This window comes from Burkholderia sp. IMCC1007 (genome assembly GCF_027257875.1).
Classification (GTDB): Bacteria; Pseudomonadota; Gammaproteobacteria; order Burkholderiales; family Burkholderiaceae; genus Burkholderia.
In genome coordinates, this window is sequence record NZ_JAPVQY010000105.1 from 1 (window position 1) to 11,805 (window position 11,805).

General features: G+C 69.8%; 9 protein-coding genes and 1 pseudogene. 3 read left to right on the forward strand and 7 right to left on the reverse strand.

The genetic code is table 11. The features are described 5' to 3' along the window. The 3 genes and pseudogenes from O1Q03_RS39095 to O1Q03_RS39105 all read right to left on the reverse strand — a co-directional run. Window positions 1-541 (reverse strand): annotated as a pseudogene (locus O1Q03_RS39095) (IS30 family transposase); the annotation flags it as partial. A 126-nt stretch (window positions 542-667) separates the two neighbouring features. After that, window positions 668-1,645, reverse strand: a complete 978-nt coding sequence (locus O1Q03_RS39100; RefSeq protein WP_269511294.1) for a hypothetical protein — start codon at window positions 1,643-1,645, stop codon at window positions 668-670. 207 nt (window positions 1,646-1,852) lie between these two features. Continuing rightward, window positions 1,853-2,737, reverse strand: a complete 885-nt coding sequence (locus O1Q03_RS39105) for a LysR family transcriptional regulator (RefSeq protein ID WP_269511296.1) — start codon at window positions 2,735-2,737, stop codon at window positions 1,853-1,855. A gap of 113 nt (window positions 2,738-2,850) precedes the next feature. On the opposite strand from O1Q03_RS39105, the gene O1Q03_RS39110 reads away from it, so the two are divergent. Both O1Q03_RS39110 and O1Q03_RS39115 read left to right on the forward strand, forming a co-directional pair. Further along, on the forward strand, window positions 2,851-4,047 hold the full coding sequence (locus tag O1Q03_RS39110; RefSeq protein ID WP_269511298.1) for a serine hydrolase domain-containing protein: 1,197 nt from the start codon (window positions 2,851-2,853) through the stop codon (window positions 4,045-4,047). Then, window positions 4,044-5,306, forward strand: coding sequence for an MFS transporter (locus O1Q03_RS39115; RefSeq protein ID WP_269511300.1), 1,263 nt, complete (start codon window positions 4,044-4,046; stop codon window positions 5,304-5,306). Before O1Q03_RS39110 ends, O1Q03_RS39115 begins: the two co-directional genes overlap by 4 nt. A gap of 13 nt (window positions 5,307-5,319) precedes the next feature. On the opposite strand, the gene O1Q03_RS39120 is transcribed toward O1Q03_RS39115, so the two are convergent. From O1Q03_RS39120 to O1Q03_RS39135, 4 genes are all read right to left on the reverse strand, one after another. Continuing rightward, window positions 5,320-6,276 (reverse strand): sugar-binding transcriptional regulator, encoded by a 957-nt coding sequence (locus tag O1Q03_RS39120; protein WP_269511302.1) that lies wholly within the window; start codon window positions 6,274-6,276, stop codon window positions 5,320-5,322. 131 nt (window positions 6,277-6,407) lie between these two features. Beyond that, window positions 6,408-7,889, reverse strand: a complete 1,482-nt coding sequence (gene xylB / locus O1Q03_RS39125) for a xylulokinase (RefSeq protein ID WP_269511304.1) — start codon at window positions 7,887-7,889, stop codon at window positions 6,408-6,410. Window positions 7,890-8,020: 131 nt separating this feature from the next. Then, window positions 8,021-9,415, reverse strand: a complete 1,395-nt coding sequence (gene dalD / locus O1Q03_RS39130) for a D-arabinitol 4-dehydrogenase (RefSeq protein ID WP_269511306.1) — start codon at window positions 9,413-9,415, stop codon at window positions 8,021-8,023. Between the two features lie 342 nt (window positions 9,416-9,757). After that, complete coding sequence (locus O1Q03_RS39135) at window positions 9,758-10,672, reverse strand: LysR family transcriptional regulator (protein ID WP_269511308.1); 915 nt, start codon at window positions 10,670-10,672, stop codon at window positions 9,758-9,760. A 99-nt stretch (window positions 10,673-10,771) separates the two neighbouring features. Here O1Q03_RS39135 and mdlC point away from each other — a divergent pair. After that, a partial coding sequence (gene mdlC, locus O1Q03_RS39140; protein WP_269511311.1) for a benzoylformate decarboxylase occupies window positions 10,772-11,805 on the forward strand: 1,034 nt, incomplete at its 3' end.

Consider the following 11,805-nt stretch of genomic DNA (forward strand, 5'->3'; position numbering starts at 1 on the left):
CATGAGGCGGTCGTTGATCTCGGGCGGTCGCACGTGAATGCTGACCATGTCGGGAATCGCCCCTCGCCGATCGGTGCCGCGCGATCGCGGCAGGCGTTTGTTGCGGTGCTGGCGCAGGCAGGCAATCAGTTCGCGGCGCAACTCACCGCGAGGCTGGGCGTAGATGGCGTTGTAAATCGTTTCGTGGGACACGTGCAGACTCGGATCGTCGGGGAAGGTGCGCTTCAGGGTAGCGGCAATCTCCTGAGGCGACCACTGGCATTCGCGCAAGCGCTGGCAAACGACACCCCCAAAGAACCGAATCGCGTGCGAGCTTCAACGGCGGTCGGGCGGCTTGCCGTCGGGCGTTGCGAGACGCTTGGGCTACACGTGGGCAGTACAGACCGTTGGTCTGCGCGTTGCGGGCCAACTCGCGACTCAACGTCGAGGGTGCACGATTGAGCTTGCGGGCGATCGCCCGCAAGCTCAATCCCTCGTCCCGCCAGAAATCGATTCGCATACGTTCTTCAGGTTGCAGTTGTTGGTACGTGCTCTTTGCCATTCGCGGACTTTACCGGCTGGCGAGAGTGTTGCAGTTCAGATTTGAGGCCGCCATATTTGGTCATAACTCGATTCATCGGAATGCGTAGCGAGAGCGCTCTTTGTCTACCAACTGAGGGAATGGAGTCTAGTAGTCGCAACAACTCGACTCCTTCGCCTTCTTGCCGTTGACGGCAAGGATACGCTCCGGAGTGGTATGGAAGCGCTGTGCGACGCTTGCAAGCGTATCGTTGGCGGCACCCACGGTGGAATCGAACGCACGCACAACGTAGTTTCGCGTCTCGGTGCGAGGATTGACCGTGTACATGGGCGTGCCCGCCGGCAGCACGATATGCATGTCACCCCACACGCAGTTGCGTCGGCCTTCGGGGGCCTGTAGCTTGCCCGTGCTGCGCCCCATCAGCTTCTCCACGTTCGCTTGATCGGCAACGATTTCGAAGTGGATGCGATTGGGCCTACCGTAGATGTTGCCAGCCTGGCCGATGGGGTCCTTGCGATAGACCTTGTCCCCCTTCTTCCATGCGGCCTGAGTGCCCGTTTTGTTCGCCACGGTTTCCAGGTGCTGATAGATCGAATAAAAGACGACCTCGACGCCTTCGCCGATTTCAGTCTGGTGCTTGAGCATCACCACGCCATTGCTGGTCCTGCCGGCGTAGTAGAACAACGGATAGGCGTCGCGTTCTTGCTCGGTGGGGTCCTGTTTCGGCTGGGGTGTGCAGGCGCGCGCGAATACGACCGCGCCATCCGCGATCGCGCGTACGGGTTCGGGATTTTTATCATCGCCCGGCGCAACCAAATGCACGCCACCATGCCAGCCGAACTGGTAACTAACGGGGAAGCTACCTTTACCGCTCTTTTCGCCCAGACCGAAGGTGCCGTCGTTCCGGTCGTCCTCTGTCTTCGGTCGGGGCGTGCTCAAGAAGGGGAAACTGATAAGCATAGGGAGTCCTAGGCGATTACTGGGGGGCGACAGATTGCGAACCGGCCATGGCTGCGGGTTGCAAGCAATCTCAACACGATTGTTGCGACTGGTCCTGCCTTCGACCAGCTTGTCGTTAAGCCCCATCGTTGAGGCGACGCTGCTGCTGCCGCAGAGCGTGATCATGTGCGAATTCGCACAGACAGACCAAGCGATCTACCTATTGTTCGATCGATGGTTGATCGTGATGATTTACGATCGGTAAATTGGCGTCTATGAGACAAGTTCGAAATTAGCTCGGCGCGCGAAGCAAATGAACGAGTGGGGTAGACGTTCCTGAGGCTCGGCGTGCACGCGAAGGCGGCGTGAGGGGGTGAGGATGCCGCGCCCCGCTCACAGCCGCAGGTGTTCGGCCATGTGGTCGACGAACGCGCGCAGCTTCGGCATCGGATGGCGGCCCGACGGCCACAGCACGTAGACCGGCGTGCGGCTCACGACGTGCTCGGCGAGCACCGCGCGCAGCGTGCCGGCGTCGAGCGCGTCGCGCACGAAGAACTCGGGCAGGCACGCGATGCCGAGCCCGCGCAGCGTGAAGCACAGGCGTGTTTCCGCGTTGTTGCTGACCATCGATACCGGTACCTCCGGCGGCGTGCCGGCGCGCGGCGCGCGCAACGGCCAGATCTCGAGCTTGCCGCTGCTCGGGAAGCGGAAGTGCAGGCAGCGGTGCTGCGCGAGATCGGCCGGCGTGCGCGGCGTGCCGTGCCGCTCCAGGTAGTCGGGCGACGCGACGAGGTGCTGGCGGAAATGGCCGAGCAGCCGCGACGACAGCCGCGAATCGGTCGGCCGGCCGGTGCGCAGCACCACGTCGAAGCCTTCGTCGACCACGTCGACGATGCGGTCGTTGAAGTCGATGTCGAGCTCGATCTCCGGATACGCGGCCATGAAATCGGCGAGCACCGGCAGCAGCAGCGTGCCGATCGTCGGCAGGCTCATGCGCAGCCGCCCGCGCGGCGCTTCGGCGCTGTGCGTCAATTCCTGCTCGGCCGCGTCGAGCTCCGCGATCACGCGCCGGCACCGTTCGAGAAAGCGCGCGCCTTCCGCGGTCAGCGTGATGCTGCGCGTGCTGCGGTGAAACAGCCGCACGTTCAGGCGCGCCTCGAGCCGCGCGATGCGCTTGCCGATCGCCGACGCCGACAGCCCGAGCGCGCGCCCGGCCGCGACGAAGCTGCGCGTTTCCGCGACCTGGACGAACACGACGAAGCCGCCAAGGTTTTCCATGCAGGTTCCCGATTGCGGACATCGATGTCCGGAGTGTCCGGAACTCTACCCCGGTTTTTCTTCCCGCGCCGGCTCCCTACGATGGGCGTTCCTTCATCGTTCGAGGTCACGCCATGTCATCCCTACCTGTCACCGCCCACCGCAGAGAACCGGACGCCGCGCTGCGCGCACGGCTCGACGCCGTGCTCGATCGCGCGCTGGCCGACGCGCGCGTGGTCGGCGCGGTCGTGCTGGTCGCGCGCGACGGCGAGTTGCGTTATGCACGCGCGGCCGGCCTCGCCGATCGCGAAGCCGGCACGCCGATGCGCGAGGACACGGTGTTCCGGCTCGCGTCGGTGTCGAAGCCGATCGTGACGGCCGCCGCGATGCGGCTGGTCGCGGCAGGCCGCATCGGGCTCGACGAGCCGGTCGCGCGCTGGCTCCCCGCGTTCACGCCGACGCTCGCGGACGGCACGCCCGCGAACATCACGTTGCGGCATCTGCTGTCGCATACGGCCGGCCTCGGCTATCGCTTCTTCGAAGCGGACGGCGACGGCCCGTATGCGCGCGCAGGCGTATCCGACGGGATGGATCGCGCGAGCCTGTCGCTCGCCGAGAACGTGCGGCGCATCGCCGGCGTGCCGCTGCAGTTCGCGCCCGGCACGTCGTGGGGCTACTCGCTCGCGACCGACGTGGTCGGGGCGCTGATCGAGGCGGTCGACGGCCGCCCGCTCGCGCAGGCGGTGGGCGCGCTCGTCACGACGCCGCTCGGGATGGCCGATACCGGATTCGTCGCGCACGACGCCGCGCGCGCCGCGACGCCTTACGTGAGCACGCCGGGCGCGCCGCGCCGGATGGCCGACGACGACCTCGTGCCGGTGTTCGACGGCACGGTCGGCATCCGTTTCGAGCCGGCGCGCGCGTTCGATGCCGCCGCGTGGCCGTCGGGCGGCGCGGGCATGGTCGGCACCGCGCACGATTGCCTGACGCTGCTCGATACGCTGCGCACGGGCCTCGACGGTTGGCTCGCACCGCGCTGGATCGACGAGATGGCGCGGGTGCAGCCGGGCGCGCACGAATTGCCGGATGCGCCCGGATTCGGTTTCGGGCTCGGCTTTTCGGTGCTGCGCGATCCGGCGGCCGCGCAGTCGCCGGAGTCGATCGGCACGTGGCGCTGGGGCGGCGCATACGGGCATGCGTGGTTCGTCGACCGGGCGGCCGGGCTGACAGTCGTCGCGCTGACCAATACGTTGTACGAAGGGATGAACGGGCGCATCGTCACCGACGTGCGCGATGCGGTGTATGGCGTCGACGAGCGGAGCGCGGCATGAGCGAGTGCGTATCCGCTTCCACGTCCGCTTCCGCATCCGCCGCCGACCGGTCCGCTGATCCGGCATCCGGTTCGTCCGCTCCGGTGCGCGCGCGGCTGCCCGTCGCGAACCTGCTCGCGCTCGCGACCGCCGGTTTCATCACGATCCTCACCGAAGCGTTGCCGGCCGGCCTGCTGCCGCTGATGAGCGTCGACCTGCACGTGACCGAGGCGCTGATCGGCCAGCTCGTGACGGTCTATGCGCTCGGCTCGATCGTCGCGGCGATTCCGCTCGTCGCCGCGACGCGCGCGATGCGCCGGCGCCCGCTGCTGCTCGCCGCGCTGGCCGGCTTCGTCGTGTCGAATGCGCTGACGGCCGCGTCGCCGTACTACGCGCTCACGCTTGCCGCGCGCTTCGTCGCGGGCATGTCGGCCGGGCTGCTGTGGGCGCTGCTGGCCGGCTATGCGAGCCGGATGGTCGACGTGCCGTCGCGCGGCCGCGCGATCGCGGTCGCGATGCTCGGCGCGCCGGTCGCGATGTCGATCGGCATTCCGGCCGGGACCGCGCTCGGCGCGATGTTCGGCTGGCGCATCGCGTTCGCGGGCATCACGGTCGCGGCGCTCGCGCTGATCGGCTGGATCCGGCTGCGCGTGCCGGACTATCCGGGGCAGCAGGCCGGCGCGCGCGCGCCGGTGCTCGGCGTGCTCGCGCTGCCCGGCGTGCGGCCGGTGCTGATCGTGATGTTCGCGTACGTGCTCGCGCACAACATGCTGTACACGTACATCGCGCCGTTCCTTGCGGGCGTGCGGATGGGCGCGCAAGTTGACGCGGTGCTGTTCGTGTTCGGCGTCGCGTCGCTGGTCGGCATCGCACTGACGGGCGCATGGATCGGCGCCGCGCAGCGGCGGCTGACGCTCGCGAGCATCGCGCTGTTCGCGCTCGCCGCGGCGATGCTCGGCGCGGGTGTCGGGACGACGATCGTCTATGCGGGTGTCGCGCTGTGGGGGCTCGCGTTCGGCGGCGCGCCGACGCTGTTCCAGACGGCCACCGCGAATGCGGCTGGCGACGCGGCCGACGTCGCGCAGTCGATGCTCGTGACGGTATGGAACCTCGCGGTCGCGGGCGGCGGCATCGCGGGCGGCATGCTGCTCGGCGCCACAGGCGCGAGTTCGATTCCGTGGGTGCTCGTCGCGCTGCTGGGCGCGGCGTGGGTCGGCGCATGGCGCGCGCACCGGCATGCGTTTCCGGCACCGCGCGCGGCTTCCGCTGTGGCCGCGTAAGCCTTCGGCGGCATCAGGCCGCCTTCGCCTCGAGCGCCGCGCGCGCGCAGGTTTCGTCGGTGACGAGCCCCGACAGCCAGCCGCCGCGCAGCGCGGCGATCACCGCGTCGCGCTTCTTCGGGCCGCCGGCGAACGCGATCGTCGGGCGCTTGGGCGGTGTGTCGAGCGCGACGCTCGTCACACGCCCGCTCGTCGATACGTCGATCCGCTTGCCCTGCGCATCGATCGGCACGCCGAGCAGTTCGGCCACCGCGCCGAGCGCGGTCATCTCGTCGCGCTCCTGCTCGGTGATGAAGCCGTCTTCGTAGAGCGGGCAGTGCGGGCCGATGTTGCCGATCCCGACGAACGCGACGTCGGCCTTGCCGGACAGCGCATCGACGATCCGGTACAGCCGGTGATTGCACCATTGCGCGCGCTCCGCAGGACTGTCGGCGAACAGCGGCGCGGGCAGCAGGAAGTGCTTGCTGCCGGTTTTCTCGGAGATGTATTGCGCGACGTCGTAGCGGTTCGACGAGCCGTCGGCCGCGATCGCGCCGACCATCGACACGAGGCGGTGCTGCGGCCGGTCGATCTGCGCGATCTGCGCGACGGCCGCCTTCAGCGTCCGCCCGCTGCTCACGGCGATCACCATCGGCCGCGTTTCGTTCAGGTAGCGCTCCATCACCTGCGCGCCGGCGACCGCGAGCTTGCGGTCGATCGCTTCCGGCGCGTCGGCGTCGACGGGCACGACTTCGCACATCGCGAGGCCGTAGCGTTTCGACAGCTGCGCGCCGAGATCGAGACAGTCGGCGAGCTGGTGGTCGACGCGCACGCGGATCAAGTTCTTCTCGACCGCGAATGCGACGAGGCGCTGCGCGACCGGGCGCGACACCTGCAGCTTCTCGGCGATTTCGTTCTGCGTGTCGCCCGCGACGTAGTAGAGCCACGCGGCACGCGTGGCGAGATCGAGTTTTTCTGAGGACTTGGACACGATAGCGGTTCGGTTTGGATCTGGGGGCCGCCCCGCGGGCCGGCCGTCAGGCGGCGCAACGGCATCCACTGTAACGCATGCCGGCGCGCGGCCGACGGCCGCTGCGCGTCGCCGCGTCGCCGCGGCGATGCTCATGCGAGCCGCGCGCGCGACGGTTCGTATAGCGGGCGCACGTGGCGATACAGCGCGCGGAACGCGTCGAGGCGCTCGCGCAGCAGCGCGTGACGTGCGGCGTCGGGCGCGTATTCGGCGCGCACCGGCGGCTTGGTCAGCACCGCCTGCTGATCGCCGCCGACGGCGAGCCAGCCCAGGCGCGCCGCGCCGAGCGCCGCACCGGTTTCGCCGCCGCCGTGCTGGCGCGTGTGCACGTTCAGCGCATCGGCGATCAGCTGCGCCCAGAACGCGCTGCGTGCGCCGCCGCCGATCAGCGACAGCCGGTCGGTTTCGACGCCGGCCGCGTGCAGCGCATCGAGGCCGTCGGCGAGGCCGAGCGTCACGCCTTCGAGCACCGCGTAGCCGAGATGCGCACGCTCCGTTGCATGCGTCATCCCGAAGAACACGCCCTGCGCGTACGGATCGTTGTGCGGCGTGCGCTCGCCCGACAGGTACGGGAGGAACAGCGGCGCCGTCGCGAGCGCGTCGGCGTCGAGCGCTTCGATTTCGGCGAGCAGCGCGGGCTCGTCGGTACCGGTCAGCTTGCAGACCCAGCGCAGGCAACTCGCGGCCGACAGCACGACGCTCATCAATTGCCAGCGATCGGGAATCGCGTGACAGAACGCATGCACGGCCGACGCCGGATTCGGCATGAAGCGGTCGCCGACTACGCTCAGCACGCCGGACGTGCCGAGCGACACGAAGCCGTCGCCCGCATGGATCGCGCCGATGCCGAGCGCGCTCGTCGCGTTGTCGCCGCCGCCGCCCGCCACGACGACGGCCTCCGACAGCCCGAGTTCGCGCGCGACATCCGCGCGCAGCGTGCCGGACGGCGCGTTGCCTTCGACGATGCGCGGCATCTGGTCACGCGTCATGTCGCATGCGGCGAGCAGCGCGTCGGACCAGTCGCGGCGCGCGACGTCGAGCCACAGCGTGCCGGCCGCGTCGGACGGGTCGGACACCTTCGCTCCCGTGAGCCGGAAGCGCAGGTAGTCCTTCGGCATCAGCACGCACGCGGTGGCGGCGAACACGTCGGGTTCGTGCTTCGCGACCCACAGCAGCTTCGGCGCGGTGAAGCCGGGCATCGCGAGATTGCCGGCCAGCGCGTGCAGATCGGGCGCGCGTTCGGTGAGCAGCGCGCACTCGTCGGCGCTGCGCATGTCGTTCCACAGGATCGCCGGGCGCAGCACGCGGTCGTCGCGGCCGAGCAGCACCGCGCCGTGCATCTGGCCCGACAGGCCGATGCCGCGCACCTGCGCGAACGCTTCGCGGTGGCGTTCGCGCAGTGCCGCGAGCGCGGCGAGCGTGCCTTGCCACCAGTCGTCCGGATGCTGTTCCGCCCAGCGCGGATGCGGGCGCGACACGCTGAACGGCGAGCCCGCGGTGCCGACCACCGTGCCGTCCGGGGCCAGCAGCAGCACCTTCACTTCCGAGGTGCCGAGGTCGATGCCGAGATACATGAGCGATCCGTTCCGTCAGTGAGGAGCCGCTACTTTAGCCGCACGTACGCGCGCATGCCAACGCAGGTTCGCCCGGAGGCGCGCCCATCGGCAGGCGGCCGGCTCACCGGCGCCGACGCCGGGGCCGCGCGTCAGCGCTGCGCGAGCCATGCGTCCACGCGTGCGAGCCCCGCGCGCAGCGCTTCGAACAGCGCGGCGTTGCCGGCGAGCGAGCCCCACAGCGCGCGGCTCGCGCACAGTGCGACGACCGGGTCGTCGGTCTCGACGACCGCTCGCGCAACGCCTTCGTCCATCACGCCGTCCTGGTACGCATACGGCAGCAGGCCGCGCGCCCAGCGCTCCAGAAAGCGCAGGAACAGCGCCGGCAAGACGGCGGTGGCGACCGGCGCGGCGCCGCGTGCGAACGATTCGACGAGCGTCGGCGCGATGAAGCCGGGAATCTTCGAGAAACCGTCGGCCGCGACGCGCTGGTTCGTGTCGAGCACGTACGGGTTGCCGAAGCGTTCGAGCACGACGTCGCGGTAGCGTTCGAGGTCGAGCGGGCTCGGGCTGAGGCACGGGATCACGTCCTGCGTCACGTAGTCGTGCGCGAAGCGGCGGATCGCCGCGTCGTGCGTGCCTTCATGGATGTACGTGTAGCCCGCGAGCGTGCCGGCCCACGCGATGCAGCTGTGCGTCGCGTTCAGGATGCGGATCTTGGCTTCCTCGTACGGATGCACGTCGTCGACCAGTTCCGCGCCGGCCAGCTCCCAGCGCGGCCGGCCGGCCGCGAAGCGGTCCTCGATCACCCACTGGATGAACGATTCGCCCATGACCGGGCACGCATCGTCGACGCCGGTCGCCGCGCGCACGCGCTCGCGCACGTCGTCGGTCGGGCGCGGCGTGATGCGGTCGACCATCGCGCTCGGTGTCGCGACGTGGGCGTCGAACCATGCGAGCAGGTCGCTCTGGCCACGCCGTTCGAGGAATTCGCGCATGCCCGCGCGAAAGCGCGCGCCGTTGTTGCGCAGGTTGTCGCAGCTCTGCAGCGTGAGCGGGCCCGCGTCGCGCTTCACACGTTCGGCGAGCAGCGCCGCGAGCGCGCCGTACAGCGTCGTGCGCGCGCCCTGCAGGTCGGCCGCGAGATCCGCGTTCGCGAGGTCGAGCCGGTTGTGCTCGTCGAGGTAGTAGCCGCCTTCGGTGACGGTGAACGACACGATCCGGCACGCCGGGTCGGCGCCGGCGTCGATCAGCGCGGCGAGGTCGATCGACCACGGCAGCACGCGCGCGATCGCGCGGACCGTCTCGTACGCGCGCTCGCCTTGCGGCGTGACGGTTTCCAGCGTGTAGGCGCCGTGTTGCGCGGCGAGCGCATCCATCGTCGCGCGCATGTCGTCGCGGATGTTGCCGACGGTGAGCGACCAGCGTTCGTCGGCCGGCACGGCCGCGTTCACGCGATGCAGATACCACGCCTGGTGCGCGCGGTGGAACGAGCCGGCACCGATGTGCAGCAGCACGGGTGTGCGGGCGGACGGCGATTCGGTCATCTGGTGTCTCCTGTCGCGGTCGGATCGCGTCGGGGCTGGCTGCGGCCCTAGCGATTCGTGCTGGCGAATACGATCATTTGCTCTACGTGTGAGCGAATGATCGTATTCGGGCAAGCGAAAGTCAAGGCAGCGGCATGGGATTTCGATGGTGCGCTGCGGCGGCCGGCGCTTCGCGGGCGCCGAGCGGCGACGGCAGGGACGGGACGCACGGGGACGAGGACGGGGACAGGGACAGGGACAGGGACAGGGACAGGGACAGGGACAGGGACAGGGACAGGGACAGGGACAGCGGCGGGGCGGGATGGGGATCGGAAGCGGGCCGGGGCACCGGCCGCGTGCGCGTCAGCCTGCGTCGACGCGCGTCAATGCGACGAGTTCCTCGAGCAGCTTGCCGGCCGGCCCTGGCAGGATGCCGTGACGGCGTCGGAATGCGGTGAGCGTGCGCACCGCGACGACTTCGCTCACGGGCAGCGTGTCGATCGTGCCGGCGCGCCGTTCGGCGCCGTACATCGGCTCGGCCATCCAGCTCAGGAAGCCTGCATGCGCGACGAGGCTCTTCAGCGTCATGACCGAGCGCGTCTCGACCGCGATGTCGGGCAGCGCCAGCCCGTGCGCGTCGAAGGTCGCCCGCATGTGGTCGAACGGCGCGGTGCCGCGCGGCGGAATCGCCCAGCGCGCATGCAGCGTGTCGGCGAGCGTGGGCGCGCGGCCCAGCGCGCGCAGCGGATGGTGCGGCGCCGCAACGATGTGGCTGCGATCCTCCCAGCGGCATTCGGGAATCGCGACGATCTCGTCGGTGTCCGGCCCGTGCGCCGACAGCGCGAGATCGATCTCGTGCTTGTTCAGCCCTTCCGCGAGCCGGTCCCACACGCCCTCGATGATTTCGACGCGCAGGTTCGGCCAGCGATCGAGCACGCGGCCGACCGCGACCGGCAGCACGAGGCTCGCGATGCTGCCCACCGCGCCGACCTTGATCGTGCCCTTCGCGAAGCCGCGCATCGCGTCGAGCTCCTCGCGCGCGTGCTCGGCCTCGTGCTGCAGCAGCGTCGCGTGCGGCAGCAGCGCGTCGCCGAACGCGGTGAGCTGCATGCCTTTCGAGTGGCGCTCGAACAGCGGCGCGCCGACCTGCTCCTCGAGCCGCTTCAGGATCCGGCTCAGCGCCGGCTGCGTGACGTGCAGCGCGTCGGCCGCGCGGCCGAGGCTGCCGCACGCGACGATGGTCGTGAATGCCCGCAATTGTCGGAGATCGAAGCTCATACCGAATCGTCATGGCTTTTTGCAGAAAATACAGTATCGGCGAATGACTCGCGCTTCGATACTGTGGAAACCGCCAAGCCACCGAGGAGACGCCCGAGCATGTCCGGCACCCCGTCCCATTCCGCCGCACCGATCACCGTCCGCGACGCCGTCATCGACCTGTTCCGCCAGTTCGGCATCGACCGCGTGTTCGGCAACCCCGGCTCGACCGAGCTGCCGATGTTCCGCGATTTCCCTGCCGATTTCAGCTACGTGCTCGGCCTGCAGGAGGCCGTCGTGGTCGGCATGGCGGACGGCCATGCGCAGGCCACCGGCAACGCGGCCGTCGTGAACCTGCATTCGGCGGCCGGCGTCGGCAACGCGATGGGCAACCTGTTCACCGCGTTCAAGAACCGCACGCCGCTGATCGTCACCGCGGGCCAGCAGGCGCGCGCGATCCTGCCGTTCGATCCGTTCCTCGGCGCGACGCAGGCCGCCGAGCTGCCGAAGCCATACGTGAAATGGAGCATCGAGCCTGCGCGCGCGCAGGACGTGCCGGCCGCGATCGCGCGCGCGTACCGGATCGCGATGCAGGAGCCGCGCGGGCCGGTGTTCGTGTCGATTCCGGTCGACGACTGGGACCAGCCGGCCGAGTTGCTGCCGCGCCGTGACGTGAGCAGCGTCGTGCGGCCCGATCCGGACGCGCTCGCGCGGCTCGGCGACGCGCTCGACGCCGCGCGGCGTCCCGCGCTGGTGGTCGGTGCGGCCGTCGATCGCGCCGGCGCGTGGGACGACGTCGTGCGGCTCGCCGAGCGGCATCGTGCGCGCGTGTACGTCGCGCCGATGTCGGGGCGCTGCAGCTTTCCCGAGGATCATCCGCTGTTCGCCGGCTTCCTGCCCGCGATCCGCGAGAAGATCGTCGCGCAGCTCGACGGGCACGACCTCGTGTTCGCGTTCGGCGCGCCCGCGTTCACCTATCACATCGAGGGCTTCGGCCCGCACGTGCCGCCGGGCGCCGGGCTCGTGCAGCTGGTCGACGATCCCGGCATCGCCGCGTGGACGCCGGCGGGCGACGCGGTGGTCGGCAACCTGCGGCTCGCGGCGCGCGACCTGCTGGCGCGCCCGGCGCCGCCCGAGCGGCCGATGCCGGCGCC

Coding starts and splice junctions, on each gene's coding strand:
- O1Q03_RS39100 (WP_269511294.1), bottom strand. CDS start 1,645: ATGATCACGCTCTGCGGCAGCAGCAGCGTCGCCTCAACGATGGGGCTT.
- O1Q03_RS39110 (WP_269511298.1), top strand. CDS start 2,851: ATGTCATCCCTACCTGTCACCGCCCACCGCAGAGAACCGGACGCCGCG.
- O1Q03_RS39135 (WP_269511308.1), bottom strand. CDS start 10,672: ATGAGCTTCGATCTCCGACAATTGCGGGCATTCACGACCATCGTCGCG.
- O1Q03_RS39115 (WP_269511300.1), top strand. CDS start 4,044: ATGAGCGAGTGCGTATCCGCTTCCACGTCCGCTTCCGCATCCGCCGCC.
- xylB (WP_269511304.1), bottom strand. CDS start 7,889: ATGTATCTCGGCATCGACCTCGGCACCTCGGAAGTGAAGGTGCTGCTG.
- dalD (WP_269511306.1), bottom strand. CDS start 9,415: ATGACCGAATCGCCGTCCGCCCGCACACCCGTGCTGCTGCACATCGGT.
- O1Q03_RS39105 (WP_269511296.1), bottom strand. CDS start 2,737: ATGGAAAACCTTGGCGGCTTCGTCGTGTTCGTCCAGGTCGCGGAAACG.